Genomic DNA, 26,030 nt, shown 5'->3' on the forward strand with positions numbered 1-26,030 from the left:
TGACAAAAGAAACATTAGACTGTAACCTCCCTAAATGGCGAGGAACCCTTGGTCTGTGTGTCAGGAAGGAAGTTTGTTCATGGCCTTGAGCACTTCTTGCTTCAGTTTTGCAATTGGCCCATCCTCTTCCGAGGCTTATCGTTAGCGCACATTGACAGAGGGATGCAGATTCATATATAGTGTACGTAAACGTTTACGCAAGCCATGAGTTGAAAGTGTTAATCTTGAACGTCGAACCGAAAGAGAAGGAAGAATCGCCCATGAGCTCAACCATCAAAGACGTTGCCAAGGCGGCCAAGGTATCGGTGGCTACCGTTTCGCGCGTCCTGAACAATTTGCCCGGCTATTCCGAGGATACGAAGCGGAAGGTGATGACCGCTGTTGAAGAACTTGGATACCAGCCGAATGCAATTGCGCGCGGACTTATCAACAAACGGACGCAGACGATCGGCGTGCTTTTTCCCAGCGTGTCCAGTTCTTTTTCCTCTGCGATTCTGCACGGGCTGGAGGAAGTGGCGCATGAACGGAACTACAGCGTAGTGGTCTGCAATACGGCTGAGGATGGCAAACGGACAATGAAGTATTTGCAGATGCTGCGGGAGAAGCAGGTGGACGGGATTATTTTTTCCAGCGGCGTGCTGGAGCCGGAATATTACGAAGCGCTGCAAGCGATGGAGACGCCCGTCGTGCTGGTGGCAACCCGTTCCGATTTTGAGCGGATTCCGTTCGTGAAGGTGGATGACCTGCAGGCGTCCTATGACGCGGTAAAATACTTGATCGACCGGGGGCATCGCCATATTGCGATGATCGGGGGATCGGAAAACGATCCGATTGCGGGCAAGCCGAGAATCGAAGGCTACAAGCGGGCCCTGGCCGATCACGGCCTCCCGATTAGGGAGGAGCTCGTGCTGGACGGCCGCTTCAATTTTGAAGGCGGATGCCGGGCAACGGAGCGACTGCTGGATGAAGCGCCGGAGGTCACGGCGGTTTTTGCCGCCGGAGACGAAATGGCGATTGCCGTCATTTCGGCCGCCGCCGCGCGAGGAGTCAGTGTGCCGGAGCAACTGTCCGTCATCGGCTACGACAACCTGAAGCTGGCCGAGATGAGCAATCCTCCGCTGACCACGGTCGCACAGCCGCTGGAGGACATGGGCAGGCTCGCTTTGCTGAAGCTGATCGCCATGCTGCACCAAGACGGGGCGGTCGCCGGCGAGTTGGTTCCGCACCGGATTATCGAACGGAGGACGGTCAAAAGGCTGCGCTGAAAGGCGCAGCCACGCTGACGGCAAGGAGCGAAGCTGATTGCACAAAGCCACGCTGATGGTACAAAGAGCCATGCTGACGAGAGCCACGCCGAGGGTACAAAGCCACGCTGACGGGCACAGAGCCACGTTAAGGCTGGAGGACGATGTCAGCCTCGTGTAGCAAACAATATAGCGTTCAAGCCGTCAACAAACAGTCTGGCTCTCATCATGCTGACAGCACAGCCTGTCCTCCAGGCCGCCAGCAAACGAATTCGCGTTGAAGTCGAGTCAGAGAGCCAAGCCGATGGACTTCGGCATAGATCCAACGTAAACGTTTACGCAAATCGAAAATCGGGTAAATCATTTTAAGTTCGGGCCATATTAATCATACATTCATTGACTCTAGGGGAGGAAGAAACTCGAATGGACAAAAAATGGTGGAAAGAAAGCGTCGTTTATCAAATTTATCCACGGAGTTTTATGGACAGCAACGGAGACGGGATCGGCGATTTGCGAGGGATTATCTCCAAGCTGGATTATTTGAGGACGCTGGGGGTCGATGTCGTGTGGCTGTGCCCGGTGTACGAGTCGCCTAATGACGACAACGGCTACGATATCAGTAATTATCAGAGCATCATGCAAGAGTTCGGAACTTTGGAGGATTGGGAGAATTTACTGAACGGCCTCCATGAGCGTGGGATGAAGCTCATCATGGATCTGGTCGTCAATCACAGCTCGGATGAGCACCACTGGTTCGTGGAATCCCGGAAGTCCAAGGACAATCCATACCGCGATTACTACATCTGGCGCCCGGGGAAGGACGGGGAAGCGCCGAACGATTGGGGATCTTTTTTCAGCGGATCGGTTTGGCAGTATGATGAACGGACCGATGAATATTTTCTGCACCTTTTCTCCAAAAAGCAGCCCGACATGAACTGGGAGAATCCGAAGGTCCGCCGGGAAGTATATGATATGATGACCTGGTGGCTCGACAAAGGCATCGACGGCTTCCGGATGGACGTGATCAACGTAATCTCCAAGGTGCCCGGACTTCCCGACTCGACGGACGGAAATGGGGGCGGCGGCGAGCACTACATAAACGGACCTCGCGTGCATGAGTTTTTGCAGGAAATGAACCGGGAAGTCTTGTCAAAATACGATATTATGACGGTCGGAGAAACCATCGGCGTGAGCCCGGAAGATGCGGTCGAATTTGCTGGCGCGGACCGTGGAGAGTTGAATATGGTGTTCCAATTCGAGCTGATGGGCATCGATTCCGGCCCGAGCGGCAGCAAATGGGATATTCAGCCCTGGAAGCTGACCGAGTTCAAACGGATCATGAGCAAATGGCAGACTGAGCTCCACGGCAAGGCGTGGAACAGCATTTATTTGAACAATCACGACCAGCCGCGGCTGCTGTCCAGATTCGGCCATGACGGAGAGCATCATCGCGTTTCCGGGAAAATGCTCGCCACCTTGCTCCATACACTGCAAGGCACCCCGTATATTTACCAAGGGGAAGAGATCGGGATGACAAACGTCCGCTTTGCTTCCATCGATGACTACCGGGATATCGAAACGCTGAATATGTACCGGGAATACACGGAGCAAGGGCATGGCGAAGCCGAGATCATGAACTCCATCTACATTAAGGGCAGAGACAATGCCAGAACGCCGATGCAGTGGAACGGCCATCAGCCGAACGCGGGCTTTACGACAGGCAATCCATGGCTGGCCGTTAATCCGAATTATCCGGAAATCAATGTGGAGGACGCCCTGACTGACGAGGACTCGATTTTCCATTACTATCAAAAGCTGATCCGGCTCCGCAAACAGCACGGAATCATCGTATATGGCGATTACAAGCTTCTGAACGAGAACGACGAGCAGGTATACGCGTATCTACGGACCTTGGGAGAGGAACGCCTGCTGGTTATTTTGAATTTCTATGGCGAGACTGCCCGGTTCGAGCTTGATGAAGGCGTCCGGTTCAGTGAGCATGAACTGTTGATCGGCAATTATGAGGTGCCGGTGGATGCGGATATCCGCGACATCGCCTTGCGTCCGTACGAAGCGCGGGTCTACCTCTTGCGATAAAATTAGAGGGAGGCACGGAATTTACCATCAATGGAACTGAAGAAGAGCCTGTTCTAAACCGGTTGTTATTCGGAACAGGCTGTGGTACAATGATAATGCTGTTTTTGTATCTATATGTTCTATTGCTTGGAATAGATTTAAGGATTTCCCACTTAGGAGGTGGATTGAATGGATATCTTTTTGAAAGTATTGCTCGTTATTTTCTCTATCGGTTTGATTGCGGTCGTATTGCTGCAGAAAGGGAAGAGCGCGGGTCTTTCCGGTGCCATCTCCGGGGGTGCGGAACATCTTTTCGGCAAAACCAAAGCGCGCGGCATGGAGCTTGTTCTGGAACGGGTTACCATTGGCATGGCGGTTGGATTCTTCGTACTGTCCATCATCGTCGCGGTCGTACTCGAATAGCCTAATACTTAAATGAAGCCCTCGTTTCCAATTGGAGACGGGGGCTTTTTTCATGGCTTATTTTGGCGGAAAGCCTTGAGAAACGGATGTGGAGCACCAAATTCGTGTATACTAGACTATATGATGAAGAGAGGAAGTTCATGGAAACAGGAGTGTAAAAAATTGCTAAATTGCTAAAATACGTACCGGCAAAAAGGACAAGCCGGGTCTGGGGTGAAACCATTTGAGTTTGATTACCGAAGCGGGGCTGCTGGCTTTTATGCGGGAAACCGCCTATAAACCAATGACGTACCAAGAGCTCGAGGAGCATTTCGGCATTGATGATGCCGCCGATTTCAAGGATTTTCTGAAGCTGCTGAACCGACTGGAGCAGGAAGGACAAATTATTCTGACGCGAACGCTAAGATACGGCGTACCGGAACGGATGGATCTGGTCCGCGGACGGCTTCAGGCACACGCCAAGGGATTCGCGTTCCTGATTCCGGAGGATAAGGAACATCCGGACGTTTACATTCATGCTAACGATCTCAAGAGCGCGATGAACGGGGATATCGTATTTGTCCGCGTCAGCTCCAAAAGCGCGGGAGGCGGCAAGCTGGAAGGGGAGGTCGTGCGGATCGTCAACCGGGCTGTGACCCAAGTGGTTGGCGTATTCCAGAATCATGAGACGTACGGATTTGTGGCGCCGGATGACAAACGGATTAATCGGGATATTTTTATACCGAAGGAAGCTTTTGGAGGTGCCGCCCACGGGGAGAAGGTTGTCGCTCGGATCGTGGAGTATCCGGAGGGGCGGGCCGCCGCGGTAGGCGAAGTCATTGAAATTCTGGGACATAAGGACGACCCGGGCGTCGATATTTTATCCATCATTCGCAAGCATCAGTTGCCGGAGGCTTTTCCGGAAGAGGTCATGGCAGAAGCGCTCGAAGCGCCTGAAGTTATCGAAGAGGCGGAGATTGCCCGGCAGGGGCGGCGCGATTTACGCAATAAAGTGATCGTCACGATCGACGGCGAGGACGCCAAGGATCTGGATGACGCGGTGCATGTGGAGCAAATGCCGAATGGCAATATACGGCTTGGCGTGCATATCGCCGATGTCGGGTACTATGTCCGCGAGAAGTCGAAGCTCGACCAGGAGGCTTATAACCGCGGGTGCTCCGTTTATTTGGTCGACCGGGTTATTCCGATGCTGCCGCACCGGCTGTCCAACGGGATTTGCTCGCTGAATCCGAAGGTAGACCGCTTTACGCTTTCCTGCGAAATGGAATTCAACGAACAGATGAAGGTCGTGAAGCACGATATTTTTACCAGCGTGATTCGGACCAAGGAGCGTATGACGTATACCAATGTGCGGAAAATTTTGCAGGAGGAAGATCCCGAGGTCACGGAACGTTATGCCGATTTGGTGGATACGTTTAAGCTGATGCGCGAGTTGGCTCTGAGGCTGCGTGGAAATCGGATGCGGCGCGGAGCGGTCGATTTTGATTTCCAGGAATCGAAGGTCATCGTGGACGAAAACGGCAAGCCGGTCGATATCGTGAAGCGCGAGCGGTCGATTGCCGAGCAGATCATCGAAGAGTTCATGCTGGCGGCGAATGAGACGGTGGCGGAGCATTTTCACTGGCTTAAGGTCCCGTTTATTTACCGGATTCACGAGGATCCCGATCAGGAAAAGCTGATGAATTTCATGGCTTTTGTCGCGAACTTTGGCTATGCGGTAAAGGGCGGCAAGGGCAACAAAGTACATCCGCGCGCGCTGCAGACGCTGCTTGAGGATATTCAGGGCACCAAGGAGCAGACAGTCATCAGCACAATGATGCTGCGTTCGATGAAGCAGGCGAAATACGACGCGGAGAGCACCGGGCATTTCGGACTGGCTGCGGAGTTTTACACGCATTTCACGTCGCCGATCCGGCGTTATCCCGATTTGGTCATTCACCGGGTGATCCGCGAGGTGATCGAGGGGGGCGGGGCGCTGAGTGAAGCGCGGCAGGAGTATCTGGCCAGCCGGATGCAGGAAATCGCTCAGCAGTCGTCCGAGCGGGAACGGGTCGCCGTTGAGGCGGAACGCGATACGGAGCAGCTCAAAAAAGCGGAATTCATGCTCGATAAAGTCGGCGAGGAGTTCCCCGGCATCATCAGCAGCGTAACGAGCTTTGGCATGTTCATTGAGCTCGACAATACGGTGGAGGGCCTGATCCGGCTCAGCGCGATGACGGACGATTACTACCATTTCCACGAGCAGCATATGGCGCTGATCGGCGAGCGGACGTCGAAAATCTACCGTATCGGCGACGAGGTCAAAATCCGCGTGGCCCGCGTGAACATGGACGACCATACGATCGATTTTGAGATGGTCGATATGAAGCCGCGGCAGCGTGGAGACGCCGGGTTGTTCGGCGGAGGCGGCCGCGGAGGACGCGGCGCCGGCGAGGGCGGTCGTGGCGGTGCCGGCGGCGGGCGCAAGTCCGGCGGCAAGGGCGGCTGGGCCGCGGCAGCCGGTGGTAAAGGCGCCGGCAAAGGCGTGGCCAAAGCCGGGAAGCACGGCAAGCACGCCGGCGGTAAAGGCGGTGGAAAGCCGGGCGGGCACGGCGGCAAGGGCAAGAGCAAGGGCGGCGCGGACGCCGTTGGCATTAGTATTGGAGGCGGCGTGCCTGGAGACGTCGCCGGGTATGGCGCCGGCGCGGGCGATGCCGCGAACGACGGGGCGCGCGGGCGCGAAGGTGGCGGTGCTGGCGCGCCGGCAAGCTTTGGCTTCGGCTCCGGCAAGGGAGGCTACGCCTCCGGGACGGTGGCCGTCGCCCGCGATGCCGGTGGCGGGTACCGCACCGGCGAAGGCGGGGGCTCGCGGCGGAAGAAGACGTCCGCGAGCGGGGTTTTCGTCGGCGGCCGCGGGAGCGCCGACGGGGACGCGCCGCCGCCATCCGCCCGCAAAAAGCGGGGCGGCGGCAAGGGCAAGAGCGGCGGCGGGACCGCCACCGCCGCGTTTGTCCGCAAGAAGAAAAAATAAGCGAAAAAGGTATGGTCCGCTTCTGCGGGGGCCATACCTTTTTTTCGTAATGTGACGCTTCTTTGCGGTGAGGCTCATAGCCGAAGGGCTGAAGCACGAAGGCCTGGGGCTCTAATAGCCGAAACTCCAGAACCAGGAAAGCCTGAAGCTTTGAAGCTCCAAGGGCCGGAAGCCCGGACACTGGAAGCTCGGAACCCCTCGAACCCTAAAAGCCTGATACTTCAAAGTTCCAAAAGCTCGAACCCCGGAGCCAACGCCACATCATGCCAACGACTGATGTTGTATTTCATACAACAATTGTGCGTGGATCAGAAGCTGTATAAGGAATTGTTGCACTATGTACAACATTTTTAGCTGCATCGGTGGTTTTAAGCTAATTTCGCATCAAAATGATGCACTTTGTACAACATTATGGTCAGCAACTACCCAGAATGGACAAAATTGTTGTATATTATGCAACATTTACTCGTGTGGACGTCAGGCTGATCCTAATTAGTTTGAGTGAGCGCCCAGTTAATCATATTTATGCCACGAGTGAGAGTAAGCCCCATGTTGATTGCAATTTTGCGCCAGTAAACCTCATTGATCGAATTTTGTTCGATTGGCCATCAGATTGATCCTAATTAGCTTCCAGTAAGCGCAAGGGTGATCGCATTTTTTTCGAGTGCGCCTCAGTTTGATAGCAATCTTGCTCGAGTAAGCATCAGTTCGATCCTAATTTGTTTGAGTGAAGCTAGATTGATCGCATTTTTGCACGAGTGAGCGTTAAGTCGATCCCAATTTGTTCGAGTAGCATTAGGCAGACCCCTAATTTGTTCCTGTGAGCGCCAGGCTGATCGTATTTCTGCACGAATGAGTATCAAGTCAATCCCAATTTGTTTAGGTAATTTGTTTAAGTAATAGGCGGGGTAATCCCAATTAACTCACGTACGCGAAGTTTTGGTCCACCGGATATCTCAGTTGCTCGCCGCTACTCTTTCTGAAGCCGCGCCGGGGCCTTCCAGCTGGGCCAGGCGTTTGAGCAGCTTTTTCAGCATGACCGAGGCTTTGACCCGGAGCGGGAGGGTGTCGTTTACGCGAACATCGTAGGCTCCGGCGATGATGGTCTGCTTCAGCTCCGCCACGGTGTCGCAGGGAGCGTGGAGCTCGTTGAACACGCTGCCGTATTGCAGGCATTGGTGGGTATCGCTGCCGCCGGTCACCCGCTTGCCGAGCTCGGCGGCAAAACGCTCCACGTCGGCGCGGTTGGCGTCGATGCTGTATTCGTACATGTCCTTGGCGTTAAGGTCAAAAGCGTCGAGACGCCGAAGCTGCGCCCGGTCCAAATGGTGGAGCGGGGTCGATTCGCGGAAAGGATGCGCGCCGATTTTTAGCAGCGGGTAGTTCTCGGCCAAATTCATCAACTCGGCGAAGGGGATGAAGGAGCCTTTTTCCGTGTACTCCTCCAGCTCCCGTCGGACATCCAAAATATGCTCTTTGCGTCCGATCAGCAGAATATGGCCGGTTTCGCTAACGTCCACCTCCATGCCGGGAAAAATGCGGAGACGGCCGACTTCGTAATACTCCCCATTGTATGGGAACATCCGGTCCAGGTTTTCATAGACGTCCGCAAAGTTGCGCGTATTGAAATGTTCGGTTAATGCGAGGGCATCCAGGCCGTTCGTCACGGCTTCCGCGATCATTTCTTCGTAATAGGCCGGCGAGAAATCGGTGGCCTTGGATAACTTGGCATGGGTATGCAGGTCGATTCGCATGAAAACAACTCCTTGGTTAGCGTTATAGTTAAGGCTTGCCCCGGTACCGGCAGTTGGGCCAATAGGCAGAGACCGGCGGGCAGTGAGCCATATATTCGTTTGATTCACAGCTTTCAGCAAGGCGTTACAGTCCGGTCCTATTTTCAGCCCCACCAGAACAAGGCAGCAACGTAAATGGCCGATCCGCTCAAAAAGAGAAAATCGCGCCGCTGCAGCTTAAGATGCGACAGCTTGAGCTTTTTGGAAGCGGGATGGTTCATGCCGTAGGAAAAGCCGCGCGTTTCAAGCGCCTCCACGGTGGTGCGGGAACGTTTGGCCGTAGCCAGCATCAATGGGAAAAAAGCGTACACGAGCAGCTTCAAATAATACGCGCCAAGCCGCCAATACAAAATTCCGCGCCGTTCCGGCGCTTTGCCGCGCAGCCGGTAGGACAGCAGCACGTTGCGGAATTCCTCGAACAGCACCGGTAAAATACGGTACCCGTACGACAAACTGAATGAAAACGCCGCGGGCATGCCAAGCGCCAAAAGACCGTCGCTGATTTTTTCCGGGTCCATGCCCGAGAAAACGGTGATGCTGGCCAGCGACACGACCGAGAGTTTAAGCGTGAGCTTGAGCAGGGGAAGGGCCGAGGAGATATCGCCGCCAAAAAACAGCGAGATCATAAACAGCCAACCCACCTGTCCAATCAGACCGAGGCATAGCACGAAAATGATGAAAGGTGTCACCCGGGACAGCACGGTCGTGACGATCATGAACAGGCACATGCCGGCCAAAATGACGTAGCTGCCGATAAACCAAGGCACTACGGCAAAAAAGAGGTACCAAATCAGCAGTCCCCGCGGATCCAGACGGGATAAGGAGGCGTGGCCGCTGCCGTAAGCCGTGTTCATCAGCTCCAGCTGAATCCGGTCGAGCGAGATTTTGTTAATCCAGTTGCGGACGAGCTGCATGCGGAGGATTCTCCTTTCCGGTGATTATGCAGTGCAGACGGTCTGCCAGTTCGACCGGAGAGCTGCACGGTGGATGGAGTTCAAGAGCGGCGGACAGCTCCATGCTCTGGGTAAGGGCCAGTCCGGCGCGCCGGATGATGTCCGGACTGGCGAATACCTCCGCCGCCGTGCCGTCGGCCAGGACCTCACCTTCGTGCATGACGATCACGCGCGTGGCCCATTGGTTCACGAGCTGCATGTCATGCGTGGCGATGATTACCGTGCGGACATGCCGCTCGAGCTCATCCAGCGTGCCAAGCAGCTCCTGCCGCGTGGCCAGGTCAAGGTTGGCCGTCGGCTCATCGAGCAGCATGACCGCGGGTTGAATCGCCGCCCCGATGGCCAGCGACACGCGGCGCTGCTGTCCGCCGCTGAGCAGACGGGCGTCGCGTTCCTGCAGTTCCTCCAGCCGGAAGCTGTGCAGCATGCTGGCGATGGTTTGCTCGGCGTCAGGATAGCCGCGTCTTCGTAGGCAATAGGCAATTTCTTTCCGTACGCTGTCCTCGATAAACATATCCTCCGGGTTCTGGAAGACAAAAGCAACATTCCGCGACAGCTCTTCAATAGAGGCGCTGCGCGTATCCTGTCCCAGGACGGTGACTAAACCTGACAACGGCCTAACAATTCCGGCGATGAGCTTCAGCAGGGAAGACTTCCCCGCGCCATTATTGCCGACTAACGCGATGCGCTCGCCTTCATATAGGCTGAGGCCGATGCCGTGCAGCACTGTTTGTTCCGCTTTGCGGATGGTGCGGTAGCTTAGAGAAGCGCTGCTGAATGCGATCACAGCCGTGCTGCGGTCGTGGAGCTCCGATTCGCCCTCAGCGGCGGATTGTTCCCCATCCTCAGCATGGGCTAGTTCTCGTTTGTCTGTTATCTCTATGTGTACGGTCGTATCCGTATCGGTATCCGTCGACATCTCCGAGAGGAGCCGGGAAAAGTAAGGAACTGCCGCTTCGGTCGTGATCGGATAGATTGGATAGGTGGAGTGCGCCGAAGCTTCACCGGCCTGCCCGGCGGATCGCATTACTCCGTCAACTTCGTCGACCCCATTTTCGGCGCTCCGCATCACTCCGTCATTCCGGTATCCGATGGATTCCGTCACGGAGCTGCCTCGAACGGCTTCATCCAGCCGTTTCGCCTGCTGCAGGTAAGCAGCCAACTGCGTGACTTCTGGCGGTTGGATGCCCAGCCGTTTCGCCTGCAAGTAAGCAGCCGTCTGCGTAACCTCGGGCGGCTGAATGCCCAGCCGCTCCAGATCCTCCAAGCTGTTTAGCGCGGCCGACACCGGCCGTTTCCACAGCACCCGGCCTTGATCCATTAAGCAAACCTCATGGCAATAGTCGGCGATGAATTCGGTATGATGCTCGATGACGATGATCGTTTTGCCGTGATGCTGATTGAGCTGCCGCAGCACTTCATAGACTTGGCGGGCATGGCTCGGATCGAGCTGGGACACCGGTTCGTCGACGATCAGGATGTCCGGTCCGAGCGAGAGGGCGCCGGCTAAGGCAAGCAGGTGCTTTTGACCGCCGCTGAGCTCCCAAATATAGCGATGCTGCAAAGCCGTAAGCCCGCAAAACTCCAGGGCCTGCAAGGCCCTTTCACGGTAATCGGCCAGCCCGTAGTTGAGCGGCGCAAAACAGGCCTCATCCAGTACGGTGGGCCGCACGAGCTGGTTGTCGAAGTCCTGATATACGTAGCCAACCATGCGCGACAGCTCGGCGACGGTTTTTTGCGCGGCCCAAACGCTGTTGATCCGCACTTCCCCTTCAAAATCGCCGGAGTAATAATGGGGAATAAGTCCGTTGATTAGCTTGCACAGGGTCGATTTGCCGCAGCCGTTGCCGCCGATGACGGCGGTAAAGCTCCCTTTTTCAATCGTCAGGGAAGCCTGGTTCAGCACCGGAAGCTCTGAGCCCGGATAGGTAAAAGTTACGTTCGAGATTTCAACCGCCAGGGTCTGGGATGCGGAGGGTTGGGCTGGCATTTGATCACCGTACCCGGTCTGCTTGTAGGCAACTGTCAGGCTCCCCGAAGGCTTAGGCATACGGCAGATTCTCCGATTCCCCGCTGTTTTGAACGCTGTTCGCCCGTCTCGTCCGCATGACGATCAGAACAATGATGGCGATGACCGCGGCCGCCGCAATGCTCAGCCAGATCGCGCCAGAGCCCAAACGGTCGGCGAGCCCGCTGTCCCATTCGCCGATGTTCCAGTCCGTTTCGGACAACGATTCCGCGCCAAAAGCGATCAGCGCCAGCGCGATGCCGGTCACAACCAGCTTTGGCGTAACGATGCCTGCCGACTCGTACTTGGTGCTTTTTTCACGTGGTTTGATGCCAAGGAGAGGTTCGATTTTTCCGTATAATCGAGGCACAAGATAAAGGGTAGGCAGCAGGGCGAACAGGATGCCGGAAAAGAGCACGTCGTTCAGGAAGCTGGCCCCTTCAACGATCACAACGCTTTGCGCCAGTCCGGGAACGGCTTCAAATTCTTCCACGCCGATCCAAACTTTGCCGATATCGACTAGGCTGCTGCACAGCTGATGGATGATTACGCCCGTAATGGCGGCGGTGCCGACTTGCAGGCGGTTTTGCGGGTTGCTGACCATCCGGCCGGCGACGTACATGGCGAACGAGAAGGTCAGGAATTTTTCCAGTTCGCCCAGGCCGCCGAATTGACCCAGCATGAGCTCGCCGAAAATGACTTCGCCCAGCGCCGCCCCAATCGCCGCATACAGCGGATGGAACAGCATGCAAAGCGTAAGCGGGATAAACGCGAAATACTCGACGGATAATTCGATCGGGCCGATCCGGAACTCGGGGATGAGCTCGGTAAACATGTTGGATAAGCCGTACAGGGACATGGATAACACGAAAATCATCATTTTTTGCGAAGACGTCAGGGTATAGAGGGTCTTGCGGTTCATGAAGGAAAGCCTCCTTAAAATTTGGGATGTGAGAGGTTGTGATTCATGCGCGCAGTTCAAGTGTAGTGGCCGAGTATTAAAGGAAGCGGAGTTGTATGTCAACGGATTGTAATATTTTTTACATAGTGAAAATAGTGTAATAAAATTTACATAACAAATCCCTGCTAGGATGGAGTCAGCATCGCTCAAAAAGACCGAAGGAGTCGAAAAGGATGACGTTAACCCGAAGCAAGGTTTTTTCAAATAAATCGGAGTTCTCCCCGGGCCAGCTGAAAATCGCCGATTTCATCGAGCGGCATCCGGACGAAGTGCTGTTCATGACGGAGCAGGAGGTTGCCGACCGGATCGGAACCAGCATTGCGACCGTATCGCGATTTTGGCGAGCGGCCGGGTACAAGAACGGAAAGGAATTCAGGCTGGAGCTGCGGCTGATCACCGACACCACCCCGGCAAACAAGCTGGAGACGACCATTTCCCGTTTGGATCCGTCCAGTCTGCCGCTGATAATGCTGGAGCAAGCTACCGTGCATTTGCGGGAAACGGCTCAGCAGACGAACCCGCAAGAGCTGAAGCTTGCGGCTTCGCTGATGGCCGGGGCACGCCGGATTTACCTCTATGCCCCAGGACCTTCGACTGCGCTTGGGGAGCTGCTCTTTTACCGCTTGTCCCGCTTCGGCATGTCGGTGCGCATGATGGCGGGAAGCGGTCATGAGCTGCTGGAATCGCTGGCGCATCTGCAGCGGGAGGACGCGGTGCTCGTCTTTAGTTTCACCCGCCTGCTTCCTGAAACCGAGGTGATCCTCGACTGCGTGAAGCGGATCGGCTGTTCGGCGGTCATGATTACCGACCGGGACGAATTCAGGTACGGCGCGCCGGTGGATGCTGCTTTTTACGTCAGTCGTGGCGACATGGGGGAATTTCACTCCATGGTGACGCCGCTGCTGCTGATTGAAGAGATGATTTTGAGCATCGGGCTTTTGAATAAGGATAAGGTGCTCTCCAAGCTGGAATACCTGGGGGATCTGCGGGCGAGGTATGCGGATAAGCTGCCGCGCGGGAAGGCTTGAGCATGGGGAGGCAAGCTTTTGGAAGTTGAGCCTTGGGTACGGATCTTGCGTTTGATTTCAATGGAAAATCGGAGGTATCTGCGTTAACCCGGGGCTTTCATATTGCGTAACGTGAAGCGTGTGGCGCTCGTCGATCGTTGCGAGAAATACACCCTGTAATTTCAAGTTTCGTTGTTTGAGCTGGTTCAGCACCCATTCTTCCTGCAGGCCAAGCTTGTCTAAGAGGTCCTTGTCGATTTTCCCTTCCTTAATGAGAGGATAGGACAGCGACTGCGAGGCCTGCTCCATGACGCTAAGCTTGCCGCTCCCTTCGAGAACGGCGAGATTGACGGTGCTCAGATCAAACACCTGATTTTCTCTCAGCAATTGCAGCAGACTGTCGACGGAATATTGGGCTTTTTTCAAGTTGGCGTGAACGATTTTGCCCTGATGCACAACGACGAGGGGCTCGAGGGTAATCAGCTTGCCGAATCGGCGAAACCGGATGGTGCCGTAGGAGAACAGCTTTTGCAGGACGCCGATCGCGATAATGGCAAACAAAATGGGAATGTGATGCACGTCAGGCTCGGCGATATCGGCCCCTACGACGGAACCAAGCGTCAGTACGACCAGAAAATCGAACACCGGCATTTCGCCGATCGATTTTTGGCCCATGAACAAGGTGACCGCTAGCAGGATGGGGTAGATTGTGACGATGCGAAGCGCCACCAAGCCCAGTGCCGGGAGCATTTCCAAGCAGATTCCGCCTTTCTTGGTCTCATTGGAGAGTTCCTTTTCTGGTTTTCGTTTCACCGGAGCGGGTTATTAAAGATTGCTCGTTTCTATTGTTGATGGAATCAGGAGAAATTATCCATGGCGGAAGCGCCGGATTTCGCCGTCCGCCTTGCTTTTGACCGCCCAAGTTGGTACAATAAATGTCTGGTAAACTGCCCCGTGGGGCTTCTTGAGGAGGATGAACATGGGTAAGAAAAATGATGGCAAAGTGCTTGCGCAGAACAAAAAAGCTTCCCATGATTATTTTATCGAGGATACCTACGAAGCCGGCATGATTTTGACGGGGACGGAGATTAAGTCCGTTCGCAATGCCAGAGTGAACATCGGGGATGCTTTTGCGACGATTCGAAACGGCGAGATTCACATTCACAACATGCACATCAGTCCGTTCGAGCAAGGCAACCGCAGCAATCCGCTTGATCCGACGCGGACACGCAAGCTGCTGATGCACAAGGTGCAGATCAACAAGCTGCTGGGCTTGTCCAAACAAGAAGGCTATTCTATCGTGCCGCTGAAGATCTACATCCGAAACGGCTACGCGAAGCTGCTGCTTGGCCTCGGCAAAGGGAAGAAGCAGTACGACAAGCGCGATACGGCGGCTAAAAAAGACGCTCAGCGCGACATCCAGCGCGCGCTTCGCGAGAAGCAGAAGGTAGCCAGATAAGCTTTCGCCAGAGCTTGGCTGCGGCAGAAGCCGATGGCTTTTTTTCCATCAAGTCCATAAGCATCAGGCTCTTCAAACGTGTTATACTATGTTCTGTAGCAAACGATCCGGCCGCAGCGAAGCGGCATGATGAAACATCGCGGATCGGCCCTTGCTTGACGAACCATCCATCCACAGCACCTTTTTAATTCGGGGGCGTTTATGGATTCGACGGGGGTAGATCGAGCATGGGTAGCGGGTAGTGGGGACGCGTCCGCTTTATCAACGCTAAAGCCAATTAAACGGCAAACAAAACAACAACTTAGCTTTCGCAGCTTAATAACCTGTGAGCTAGCTCTACCCTTGCATCGCCCATGTGCCAGGACTAGGGCCCAACTTTAGTGGGATACGCCGCTTGGTCTCCGCCTGGGGTCAACGGAAGAAGATAATCAGGCTGACCTGAAGGGAATCCGGTGACAGGGAGTCTCTAGGGTGACATCAAATCTGTCACTACACCCGTAGAAACCTATGTGGCGTTGCCTTCGGACAGGGGTTCGACTCCCCTCGCCTCCATATGTTAAATTCACAAAACGAAAAGGAATTTTGCCGCTTAAATAGTGGCAGGTTCCTTTTTGTGTTACCTATACAGAATGATCTTGAATTCGCATCGGATATTGGATTCAAATATACCAATATACCATCAGATGTGTTTTGAAGACGCGTTGACGGTATTTTCCGATTTAGAGAAAGACGAGCTTTATCATTCCGTGATATGGGATTTATAATTCACATGATCCTTTTTTCTCGCTCTTAAAAAATTCACCAGGGGAAGCAGGTATAAATAACATGCTGCTAGAATGCAGCTTGTCGGTGCGGAAACAGTGGCAATTGGCACCGCCCCTGCAATCGACCAAGGGATGAGCGGTGCTACCACTACTGCTGTATCCGCCAACGTGTTGGCTAGCTTCTTTTGGTCTGTAAACGTTTCCTTGCATAGTTGATGGGTTAGCATGATGGTTAGGGTCTGGTTGCAGGCAACCATGCTAGAAAGTATGGATATCACTACCGTACTGCCAAAAGGTGTAAGCCGGTGTGCCAGTCGTGCAATATGCTTTTTCAAATTAACCAGCATTCCGGTTCCGTTAAATATTCCGGAATAGGAGGACGATATACATACGATGGCAGCAACCTTAAGCATGGAGAGGATGCCGCCACCATTCATGATCGGCGCCATCTGCGGGTCTTTGGACTGGTATCCTGTAATTATCGTTTGCAGAAGCTCCGATAGGTCCATATTCTGAACTACCACAGAAATGATGCTACCGGTAACAATGCTGATGATCATCGTACGTTTTACGTTTAGTTTAAACAATGATAAGAGAATGACTAGTGCGGCAGGTAAAACGGTGATCCATCGCAATACGAAATTCTCAGCAAACAAGTGTAATAGATCCAAGCGTGGTGAAACCCCTTGCCCTGCAATCCCAATTAACAAATAGATTACACAGGTCACTGCAAAAGGAATGGCAGAGGTATGAATCATTTTCTTAATGTTCTAGAAAATATTCGTTTTTGTTAGCTCGCTGACTAGAAGCGCACTGGTGGACATGGGAGAGCATCTGTCACCAAAGTAGATACCAGACAGAATGGCCCCCCCTACATAGATGGGATTTTCCCCCATTATATTTCCTATTGTCATGCAAATCACGCCTATCGTCGCCGCTGTTCCAAAGGCTGTACCTGTAAGCACGGACACAAGACAATTAAGCAAGAATGTGATTAGGATAAAGGCAGACGGGACAATCAGTTTTGAAGAAATATAAATAATCATCGGGATCGTTCCTGCCGTGCGCCATACGGCAGTAATAATCCCGATTAGCAAAAAGACAAACAGAATATTTTTAACTGTTCGAATTCCTTCCAGAGACATCTGGACCATCTGGCGGAAGCTATGCTTCTGCAGCATCCCATAAGCGAAAAAGAGAACATACCCAAAAAGTAAAGCATACAGAATCGAACGACCCAACAAAATGCTCAGAAGCAGATCTACTGCGAAAATTCCAAAGACGACTATTTCCATTTAGTATAACCCCTTCTTGTTGATACTTTATATTCGTTGTTAATCCCGCTAGTGATGGCGTTAATGATATTTGAAATCTGTCATTCGATTCCTGAAAGGCTTTTGGTAAGACGTTCGCGTTCGCTTTGTGCATTAGTTTCATTAGCATTTTGGTAGTCACTTAGTTGTTTGGCAAGCATAGGTATAGCTTCTTTACTGAAGATCTTTTCTTTGAGTTTGGCCATTTCATAATTCTCGATATACTCCCGCGCAATTCCGGGTTTTTACATTCTTTTGTCCAATCCCACTTAGGTAGGTGACTATGCGGAATCATTTCTTCTTTTCGTTTCTCATTTACTGTACAGTTTAAACCTTCTCCGATTAATTCAAATAGATTAGGGATGTGTAACAGAACAAGCAACCTTTTTTGTAAAATTTTGTAGAGACAGGAAGGGCAAAAAAGAAGTAAGATATAGGTAAATATTCCTATTTGACCGAGGTGCTTTCATGAAGCTCTCTATATACTTACTTAATGACGATGTGATGGTTTTTAAGCAGAAAATGCAATAGAGGTTTCTGTCCGGAAAGAATCCCTTTATTGAATTGTCAAAATAGGGCAATTAAATTACTCCAACAACTCAAGAGGGTTTACTTAGTGAATGCATGTCCTTTTTTTTAGCGTGAAGATGGAAAGAGAGGTTTCCTTTCCCAGACGGTATAGCACATGTCTAAAAAATATTAGCAATTCGAGAATATCGTTTCTATTTCCGCAGATGAAGAGAAGCCGAGCTTTATGCTTTATGCAGGGGTGTTTTGATATCTTCGGTGCGGACGAAGCGCAAGGAGGATATGAATAACCGTGACAAACAAGCATGCCCTTCTCCGGCTAATGGACAAGTGCAACATATACTTTGAAGATTCGCTTATTTCAAAAGAGCGGATCGTTCAAAAGTACGCCGAGTTTTTTGCCTCATCATTCGATGAACAAACGCATTCATTGTTAGTCGCCCAGCATACAGGGTCGGTTTGTTTTGATGTCGTGTCTTTCCTTATAGCGGCTTTGGGATGTCTAGCTCTGAATGAAACCGATAAGGACGATGTCATCCGCTCTTTTGTTGACGGTCAAATTGTACTTTTATCAGGTGATAAAAGAAAAGAGCGTTACTTTTGGCGCGGATTTGCTAGGCAAGTTAACAGATCTGAATTCGAGGTGTCGGATTTCGATAATGCGGATTACGCCGTGCTTGAACAACCTTCAAGCTCCATAAAGAACTTTGTTCCAAGGAATCGCTGGAACCGTATATCTCCGTATTACGGAACTTCCATCCGTACCGACGGACGCGGAATAAGGAGTGTCAAATCCAACCGCAATGAGTTCATTTCTTTCTTATTTGAGGTTCCCGTTGCATCAATACCGAGCGTCATAGGCGTTTCCACGGTTATCGTAACCGACCGGGAGGTTTTCAAGCGTATTGCTGACGGCGTGCGTGTAGAGTACGGAGATGGCAAATCAATAGGTTTGCTTGATCTTGTCACAGCTTCGTACTATACATCCAATTTGGAAGAACACCAATATGGAGCAAACCCAGCAAAAACCGAGCCAATTCTGAAGATTACGTCCAGAATCTCCACGGCTCGGGATTTGGTGTTGGACAAAAGTGGCAGTAAGACGGTCGGATTTATGGTTGTCGGTACGGATACCGCTGCAAGCGGCAATACAGAACTATCCGATTTACTCGAACGCAAATCGCTGAAATTCTCTATGCTTACCGTATCCGTAGATTCGGATGCCGCACAGGAGATCATAGAATCGCAGGAAGATGCGTCAATATTTGTATGTACGAAGGAGTTTTTGCTACAGCATTCAGAGCTCCCTAAAGTAAAGAATCCCGTAACGACCGAACTTGATTCCCAGATTAAAAACATCGTAAACAATATGGTTTCTCCAAAAACTATAGAAGGTATATGTTCTTGGCAGGAAATCAGAACGATAAAAAATGCTCTGCTTACAATAAAACGTTCCGATATTAGAAGCGAAGAAAAAGACAATTTTATCATTACTGCATATGCACTGATAAATCTTATACATACGGCTGTATTTCCTTTAGAGCGTCTAAACAAAGCGCTAGAAAGCGGCGAATTTGTCTCAAGGGCAACCATGCCTTCAGCAAAGCTCAATGAACTTTGGGTACTCGCAAATAAACCGACAGAGTTGGTTGATCAGTTTCTTATTGTCGCCGATACCATTGACCGCCTGTACCATTCGGTATTGACAACGTGCCCCAAATATGATGTCCTTATGGACTTGCTTGGAAAATATTCCGATAAAAGAATAGCCATAGTCGTTCCGAAAGCGAACCATGCAGACATGCTGAAATCGGATGATTCGATAAACAGAAAATGTACTGTGATCGTAACTGCTAACCGTTTCAACAGCTCGGAGCAATATGATGTTATCATTGTTGCCGGAGATATTTCGGGAACGCACTTCAATCCCCTAAAGTGCCGAGCCGCATCAGATATTCTCGTTTTGCTTTATGAAGGGGAGGAGCGGATTTTCAGGCACAAAAAACGGAAAGCTGATTCTTATGAAAGAAGCATCAACGCCAGACTCAGTTTGGAAATTGACGAGGAGAATAAAGACGAATCCCTTGACGAGTTCGAAATTGATGATGTAGCATCCATCGTTGTCGAAGACACCGACTTAAATCAATATATCAATATGATAACTTCTTATGATGTTTATTCATTTGCGCAAAGAATGTCTGGTTATTCTGGTAATGCTCCTACTTCAGAGGTTTATGCCACAGGTCATTTCCTAAGTGGCGAACAAATATTATTCACCCGCTATTATCAGGCTGTTGTATTTGATGAAGTTGGCGGGACTGTTTCGGAAAAGAATGTGGAGTCTCTTCAGTCTGGCGATATTATAGTGTTTGCCAAACGTGATGATCACACTAGAAACATGGTGGATTATATATACGACCAACTGCAACATACGGGCAGATTTACCGACAAAGTTGTTGCAGCGACAGAGAAAGCCTGGTATTGGAAATTGGCATTGCGTGAATATAAAGATATGCATGGCCTTTCATATAGGGATTTGGCAATAAGGCTCAGTGGCTTAGGATTATCGATTCAAGAGGTTTCCATCAGGCAATGGCTTATTGAAGAGAGCCACATTGTTGGTCCAAGAGATGAAAATACACTGGTGCAGATTGCAAATCTCACGCAAGATCCAATTCTCCTCGAAAATACTCATGCTTACTTTGAGTCATTCGAAGTTGTACGCAAACAGCGAAAAAATATTCTGAAGCTGATTGGGAAAGCGATTGTCGATAAGCTCAGCGGTTTTGTACCGACGGATGATAAGTTACTGGAATTCATTTTTAAGAATGTGGAAAATCTATCTGAAACTCTGCAATTGGAGGATATATCCATTTTAGACAAACAGGTGACTGTTTCGGCTATCTTCACTAACAGACCGATCAATGATATGGAGGTTACTCTATGACTGCCGATGAGATCAGAGAGCAAATGATCGCTGCCCGCGACGAATATATTAATCTGGTAAAAAGGGAATTGTTTGGACCGGGGTCAGAATTTTCCGTTCCCAATGCCGAACACGAACTAATATCCAGTAGCCCCATTTCGCGCTATTCCGTGGGAATCCTTTATCCGCAGGGGAATCAGGTTAATCAGGACAACGACGAGACCGTTCCCCTAACGGGAGACGGCGAAGACGATGCCGATGAAGCGATACAGTATGAATCCAACGAGGGTGGGCAAGTGCCTCCAAGTGAAATGAAAGCTGATAGGTTTGCTGAGAATGATGAGACTGCAGACGAGAATCTCGATGAAGAAGTGAGTTTGTCTTCACAATACATGCCCTCTTCTATGGGGATAACATTTCTCGTGGAAGGTAATACCGATGTTGTCAGAGGTAAGGCTTCATTCGCAACATACAGGAGCGCAAAGATATCGGAATGCGTGATTCCGTTTTACCCAGACAATCCCGACGATTACTCTGTTCCGATACAATTGTCACATAAAATCGTCTATGACAAAGATAATCGGGTGCTTCGTCTTATTGATTCCATTAAGATCAAGGATGTATCTTCCGTTAAGCATGATATTCCCGATAACTTGGTAAACGTCGCATACCGTTTTGCCGATTTCTGCAAAAACGGATTTGTGCGTGAACCGCACGAAATCGGATTTGAGCTGGATTTTTCCGGCGCTGACTACATCGATTCTAACAGAGAACTCGACGGCACTTCTGCGAAAATTACTGCTCTACGGACAAAAGTGCGCGACGGGCTTTGGTCGGTTACGATAATGTTTGTAAATGGCTTGACGGAAATCCCTGCCAAAGACTACCATTGCCTTTTCCAGCCGAAGGTTGAGATTTCATCCGCCGACAACAGTTTTGTTTTCGTGGAGACAAGCCTGTATGCCGATCAGTCGAGTACAGATGAAGAAGAATGCTCGCTTGAATTGCTGTACCGAAACAAAAAGATATACGGAACGGGGCTTGGGGTTGCCGTTGATTGGGAAATCGACGATAGCGGGAACGGTGCTCTCTGGAGCGAATATTTTCCGCAAGCCGAGGTGCCTCAAATGAGCTTTGACTTGCCTCAAAACGATAAAGTTTCGACTGCTCAACTGTCCATGAAATACCTTTCGGATTTGGATGCTTCGGACAAATCACAAAAACTGTCCGCGCTGAAAGGTCTTGTGGGATTGTATGAGGCTTGGGTTAACAATTTGGAAGCAGTGGCAAAGACACTTGATCCGCGCTACAAGTCAGCTGCTACTGCAAATATTGCAGAATGCCGAAAGGCATATGCGAGGATGTATGAGGGCATCTGGACTCTCGAAACAAGCCAACAGGCTTACTCCGCATTTCTGCTTGCCAACCGCGCCATGTTCATGCAGAGAATTCATTTGGGTATGCAAGAGAAAACATCTGGCAAGGAAAGATACCCGGGTGACGAAGAAATTTCTTCTCTTCTGCGTGATATGGACTATTATAAATATGACGACGGTAATGCAATATGGAGACCTTTCCAGATTGCGTTCTTACTAATGGACATTAACTCTATCGTCAAAGACGATTCTCCCGATCGCAATTTGGTGGATTTGATTTGGTTTCCAACGGGTGGCGGCAAGACAGAAGCATATCTCGGATTGACGGCGTTTACAATCTTTTATCGCAGACTGGTCTATCTGTCAGATTCGGAGGGGACTGCTGTCATCATGCGTTATACTCTGCGCTTGCTCGCAGCTCAGCAATTCACAAGAGCCGCCACGCTAATTTGTGCCTGTGAGTGCATACGGAGCGATAAGTCAAAGAAATACCCCGTGTATTCGTTGGGGACAGAATCGATAACAATCGGACTCTGGATCGGCGGTACGCATATTCCAAACAAGAACACGGGGAGCAAAAACAGCGCTAAAGCCCATCTGGATGAATTGATCGGGGCTAACGCAACAAATATCCGTTATGCCTTGGAACGCCACAATAAATTTCAAGTACTCAAATGCCCTTGGTGCGGCACAAAAATGATAAAATCCGTTGTGGACAAACGGCTTGTGGGGAAATGGGGTTATGCGTTGAAAAACAACAAGCATTTTTATCTTCATTGTACACATGAGGATTGCCCCTTTGAAGCACGTCTGCCGATTCAAATCATAGATGAGGAATTGTATGAATCCCCGCCGACTTTGTTATTCGGCACAGTGGATAAGTTTGCAATGATTCCGTGGAACGGCAATGTAGGTGCTTTTTTTGCTGCTGGCCGCAATAGTCGCGCTCCGGAGCTTATCATTCAGGATGAGCTGCATCTGATTTCTGGTGCTCTTGGAACAATTGTCGGTTTATACGAAACCGCCATCGACGCTCTCTGTTCGCAGAAAGGCGTAAAAACAAAAATAATTGCTTCCACGGCAACGATCCGAAGAGCAAAAGAACAGTGTTCTGTACTGTATGACCGTGATGTGGTTCAGTTTCCTGCTCCCGGATTAAGTGCTGAAGATTCATTTTTTGCACGTGAGCGTGAGATTTCACTTGAGAATGGTGTGTTCGGACGAAGGTATGTCGGAATCATGCCATCCGGCAAAACAAAAGCAATGACCGAAATTAGAGCGCTGGCTGGTTTGTTACAAACAGCTTATACCATGAAGCTTCCCGATGCGGTCAAAGACAAATTGTGGACTCTGACGGTGTATTTTAACAGCCTGAAAGATTTGGGCAAAGCTTCAACACTTGTGGATGACGACGTTAAGGACTTTATAGTCCGTATGGCGAATAGAATGTTCCGCTCGAGAAGGCTTATTGTGCAGGCAGATGAGCTTACCAGTCGTATTACAACAACAGGACTCAACGAAACGTTGGATAAACTTGAGAAGCTTGAGTATTCAGCGCAGAACATGGAAAACCATCGTTATGCCTCAAGTGTTCTGCTTGCGACAAACATGATATCGGTTGGAATAGATGTCGCAAGGTTAAACGTGATGCTCATGGTGGGGCAACCGAAATTAACTAGCGAGTACATCCAGGCATCCAGCCGTGTTGGACGTTCTTATCCAGGAACGGTGTTTGTTCAGTATGATGCGACGAAAAGCCGTGACCGCTCGCATTATGAACGTTTCATGCCATATCACGAATCGTTTTATCGATTTGTTGAGCCGACCGGGGCGACTCCGTTTTCTAAACCCGCACGAGACCGTGCCCTTCATGCCGTTCTGACATCAATAATGCGCCATCGCGATCAAGTTGCGTTTGTTAACGATAAAGACGCAATACAGTTTGACGAAGAGTACTATGCCGCCGATGTGCAGGCAATAAAGGAGTTTGTAATAAACCGGGTCAGTAATATCAACAACCGTACAGGCAACGGACTTCGTGACGATATTTTAGAAATCGAGTCTGAGATTGAGGAATTCTTCCATACATGGCAAAGAATTGCGAGTGATTCTCAGACAAAAAAAGCCCCGTTCGGTTTTGGCTATAAGTTTATTGTCGCACCGTTTTCTGGTACTGAGCAGCGTTTATTGAAGCAATTCAACTCTTCGGGGAAAGATAACTCTTTTGAAACGCTGACATCGATGAGAAATGTAGATAACCCGGTTCGTGGGAAAGTCGTAATTTGGGAGGATAAAGAGTAATGGCAGAACAAGTCACGGAAAAAGTGAATCTTAACGAAGTCACTCATTCGGTCAGGGCTTCTCAAGCCGTACTTCAGTACGGCGTCGGGGCAATGGTTGATTTTCCGGATCAGACGCTTATGACCACCGCTCCTGAATACTGGAGCGGAAAAGCCAAAATTGATGATGAGCGGTTTGCTAAAGCTCTAGGTGTTGATTTTTTTGCCGTACCAACTGATATTTCTTACGCCAGATTCCCTGAATGGTATTTTTGCCCCAGATGTCGTAAGTTTCAACCGATTTCAAAATGGCAGGGCGAATATAAACGGAAGGCAAACCAACGCTCTCTGCAAACCGATGCATATATGGTCAAACATATGCATTGTCCGAATTGCTGTCAGGATTTAGTCGTCGCACGTATTGTGACCGTTTGCGAACACGGTCACATCAACGATTTCCCATGGGTTGAATGGGTTCATAAAATCGCCAAAAAGCCTATATGCTCCAACCCGAGGCTCAGCTTCAAAACTGGGGCTTCAGGTACCGAGGGTTTAGAAGGCTTAAGTGTTTCCTGTGAAGAATGCCATGCTTTTGCAACTCTCAAAGGAGCATTTGACAGTGGCAAGTTTGAAGACCTGGATAAGGATGCCGAAGTACCTCAGTTTCGTTGCCGGGGCGGGCATCCGCATAAACACGAAAGAGAAAAGTGCATACTTTATCCCAAAACAGTCCAACGCGGTTCGTCATCCGTGTATTTTCCCGTTGTTTACAGTTCACTAGTAATACCGCCGTATGCTGACAGAATCAATATGAAAATCGTCAACAGTCAAGCCTTTGAGAGAGCTGAAACTACTTTGTCGCAATTGCCCGATATGAAAGATGTTATTATGCAATCTAAGTTTCCAGACTGGATCAAAGAAATTGCCTTAGAAATCGGTGCAAACGAAGCAGATGTTGAAGTAATCCTGCGCAGAAAATGGCTTGAGCAAGGCTCCAACGAAATGGATGCTATGAGCATCCAGTACCGCGCAGAAGAGTATGCTGCTTTAAACGGTGAAATGGGCGCAACAAGCTCATTGGGCGAATTTTCACGTGAAGCTATGCCGATTTCGGATTATAATTTGCCTTACATTAAATCCATTTCACTAATCGATAAGGTTCGTGTGGTGAATGCTCTGATAGGATTTTCACGGCTTAATCCAGTAATCCGTAAAGACGATCCCGGATTTATTCATGTCAAAGAACCGGGGACCAGGTGGTATCCCGCATACGAGGTTCGCGGCGAAGGGATATTTATTGAGTTTGAGCAATCCGAAATTGACCGGTGGATTGAAAGAAATCCGCAAATAACTAATAGAGTAGATCGAATTAACGCCAATTATGCACAGTCTTTTATCGGTCAATCTTATCCGCGCAAGATTACTCCGAAGTTTGTCATGCTTCATACATTGTCGCACCTGCTCATAAAACAACTGAGTTTTGAGTGCGGATATAGCATCGCTTCGTTGAGTGAGCGTATATACTGTGCCGAATCATACGAGGGTAAGCAAATGGCTGGAATATTCATTTACACCGCAAGCGGAGACTCCGAGGGAACATTGGGCGGTCTCGTCAGACAAGGGCTCCCTGATGCATTTCCGCGAGTCTTTAAAAAAGCTATTGCCAGTGCAAAAACATGTTCCAATGATCCCGTATGCATACTCAGTCATGGACAGGGACTTGAATCCCTAAACTTGGCAGCTTGTCATGCTTGCGTCTTGCTTCCCGAAACCTGTTGTGAAGAAAGAAACACATTCTTGGATCGAGGTTTGATTCTCGGAACCCTTAACGAGTACGATTTGGGTTTCTATAAAGATTTTATTCAATAGAAGTAAGAGTTTATGAAGGCTGCGGAATCCTTTAGCCGCTT

18 protein-coding genes and 1 other RNA gene are annotated in these 26,030 nt (G+C 50.4%); 11 read left to right on the forward strand and 8 right to left on the reverse strand.

Annotated elements, in window-relative coordinates; all coding sequences use genetic code 11:
* Positions 1-260: 260 nt before the first annotated feature.
* The 5 genes from ACI48K_RS16525 to rnr all read left to right on the forward strand — a co-directional run bounded on the left by ACI48K_RS16525 (position 261) and on the right by rnr (position 6,753).
* A complete protein-coding gene (locus tag ACI48K_RS16525) occupies positions 261-1,265 on the forward strand; it encodes a LacI family DNA-binding transcriptional regulator (protein ID WP_475028718.1) in 1,005 nt (334 codons plus the stop codon).
* A 37-nt stretch (positions 1,266-1,302) separates the two neighbouring features.
* The gene (locus ACI48K_RS16530; protein WP_475028719.1) at positions 1,303-1,425 is read left to right on the forward strand and encodes a hypothetical protein; all 123 of its coding nucleotides are present in this window, start codon (positions 1,303-1,305) and stop codon (positions 1,423-1,425) included.
* A gap of 242 nt (positions 1,426-1,667) precedes the next feature.
* Entirely contained in the window at positions 1,668-3,341 is a 1,674-nt protein-coding gene (locus ACI48K_RS16535) for a glycoside hydrolase family 13 protein (RefSeq protein ID WP_475028720.1), read from the forward strand.
* 168 nt (positions 3,342-3,509) lie between these two features.
* Complete coding sequence (secG, locus tag ACI48K_RS16540) at positions 3,510-3,743, forward strand: preprotein translocase subunit SecG (RefSeq protein WP_475028721.1); 234 nt, start codon at positions 3,510-3,512, stop codon at positions 3,741-3,743.
* A gap of 229 nt (positions 3,744-3,972) precedes the next feature.
* On the forward strand, positions 3,973-6,753 hold the full coding sequence (rnr, locus tag ACI48K_RS16545) for a ribonuclease R (RefSeq protein WP_475028813.1): 2,781 nt from the start codon (positions 3,973-3,975) through the stop codon (positions 6,751-6,753).
* A gap of 956 nt (positions 6,754-7,709) precedes the next feature.
* Here rnr and ACI48K_RS16550 read toward each other — a convergent pair.
* From ACI48K_RS16550 to ACI48K_RS16565, 4 genes are all read right to left on the reverse strand, one after another.
* Positions 7,710-8,507, reverse strand: a complete 798-nt coding sequence (locus tag ACI48K_RS16550; RefSeq protein WP_475028722.1) for a PHP domain-containing protein — start codon at positions 8,505-8,507, stop codon at positions 7,710-7,712.
* Between the two features lie 143 nt (positions 8,508-8,650).
* Positions 8,651-9,460 (reverse strand): energy-coupling factor transporter transmembrane component T family protein, encoded by an 810-nt coding sequence (locus tag ACI48K_RS16555; RefSeq protein WP_475028723.1) that lies wholly within the window; start codon positions 9,458-9,460, stop codon positions 8,651-8,653.
* Positions 9,435-11,489 (reverse strand): ABC transporter ATP-binding protein, encoded by a 2,055-nt coding sequence (locus ACI48K_RS16560; RefSeq protein ID WP_475028814.1) that lies wholly within the window; start codon positions 11,487-11,489, stop codon positions 9,435-9,437. The genes ACI48K_RS16555 and ACI48K_RS16560 overlap by 26 nt, the downstream gene beginning before the upstream one ends.
* 52 nt (positions 11,490-11,541) lie before the next feature.
* Entirely contained in the window at positions 11,542-12,429 is an 888-nt protein-coding gene (locus tag ACI48K_RS16565) for a DUF8171 family membrane protein (RefSeq protein ID WP_475028724.1), read from the reverse strand.
* Between the two features lie 212 nt (positions 12,430-12,641).
* Here ACI48K_RS16565 and ACI48K_RS16570 point away from each other — a divergent pair, with 212 nt between their 5' ends.
* Positions 12,642-13,496, forward strand: coding sequence for a MurR/RpiR family transcriptional regulator (locus ACI48K_RS16570; RefSeq protein ID WP_475028725.1), 855 nt, complete (start codon positions 12,642-12,644; stop codon positions 13,494-13,496).
* A 57-nt stretch (positions 13,497-13,553) separates the two neighbouring features.
* Here ACI48K_RS16570 and ACI48K_RS16575 read toward each other — a convergent pair whose 3' ends face one another.
* Complete coding sequence (locus ACI48K_RS16575) at positions 13,554-14,225, reverse strand: DUF421 domain-containing protein (protein WP_475028815.1); 672 nt, start codon at positions 14,223-14,225, stop codon at positions 13,554-13,556.
* A 229-nt stretch (positions 14,226-14,454) separates the two neighbouring features.
* On the opposite strand from ACI48K_RS16575, the gene smpB reads away from it, so the two are divergent.
* Positions 14,455-14,934 carry an SsrA-binding protein SmpB gene (gene smpB / locus ACI48K_RS16580; RefSeq protein WP_475028726.1) on the forward strand — a complete coding sequence of 160 codons (480 nt, stop codon included), beginning with the start codon at positions 14,455-14,457 and terminating at the stop codon, positions 14,932-14,934.
* A 191-nt stretch (positions 14,935-15,125) separates the two neighbouring features.
* Positions 15,126-15,489: a transfer-messenger RNA gene (ssrA, locus tag ACI48K_RS16585) on the forward strand.
* A gap of 184 nt (positions 15,490-15,673) precedes the next feature.
* On the opposite strand, the gene ACI48K_RS16590 is transcribed toward ssrA, so the two are convergent.
* The 3 genes from ACI48K_RS16590 to ACI48K_RS16600 all read right to left on the reverse strand — a co-directional run bounded on the left by ACI48K_RS16590 (position 15,674) and on the right by ACI48K_RS16600 (position 17,217).
* Complete coding sequence (locus ACI48K_RS16590; RefSeq protein ID WP_475028727.1) at positions 15,674-16,456, reverse strand: Na+/H+ antiporter NhaC family protein; 783 nt, start codon at positions 16,454-16,456, stop codon at positions 15,674-15,676.
* 12 nt (positions 16,457-16,468) lie between these two features.
* Positions 16,469-16,993, reverse strand: a complete 525-nt coding sequence (locus ACI48K_RS16595) for a Na+/H+ antiporter NhaC family protein (protein ID WP_475028728.1) — start codon at positions 16,991-16,993, stop codon at positions 16,469-16,471.
* Positions 16,994-17,073: 80 nt separating this feature from the next.
* Positions 17,074-17,217 carry a hypothetical protein gene (locus ACI48K_RS16600; protein ID WP_475028729.1) on the reverse strand — a complete coding sequence of 48 codons (144 nt, stop codon included), beginning with the start codon at positions 17,215-17,217 and terminating at the stop codon, positions 17,074-17,076.
* Positions 17,218-17,831: 614 nt separating this feature from the next.
* On the opposite strand from ACI48K_RS16600, the gene ACI48K_RS16605 reads away from it, so the two are divergent.
* Genes ACI48K_RS16605 through drmB form a run of 3 tightly spaced genes read left to right on the forward strand, consistent with a single transcriptional unit; the run spans position 17,832 to position 25,989 of the window.
* Complete coding sequence (locus ACI48K_RS16605; RefSeq protein WP_475028730.1) at positions 17,832-20,486, forward strand: DrmE family protein; 2,655 nt, start codon at positions 17,832-17,834, stop codon at positions 20,484-20,486.
* On the forward strand, positions 20,483-24,142 hold the full coding sequence (locus ACI48K_RS16610; protein ID WP_475028731.1) for a helicase-related protein: 3,660 nt from the start codon (positions 20,483-20,485) through the stop codon (positions 24,140-24,142). The genes ACI48K_RS16605 and ACI48K_RS16610 overlap by 4 nt, the downstream gene beginning before the upstream one ends.
* Positions 24,142-25,989: a DrmB family protein gene (gene drmB / locus ACI48K_RS16615; protein WP_475028732.1), complete on the forward strand. Its 1,848-nt coding sequence runs from the start codon at positions 24,142-24,144 to the stop codon at positions 25,987-25,989. The genes ACI48K_RS16610 and drmB overlap by 1 nt, the downstream gene beginning before the upstream one ends.
* The last annotated feature ends 41 nt before the right edge of the window (positions 25,990-26,030 follow it).

Source organism: Paenibacillus terrisolis (genome assembly GCF_056171975.1).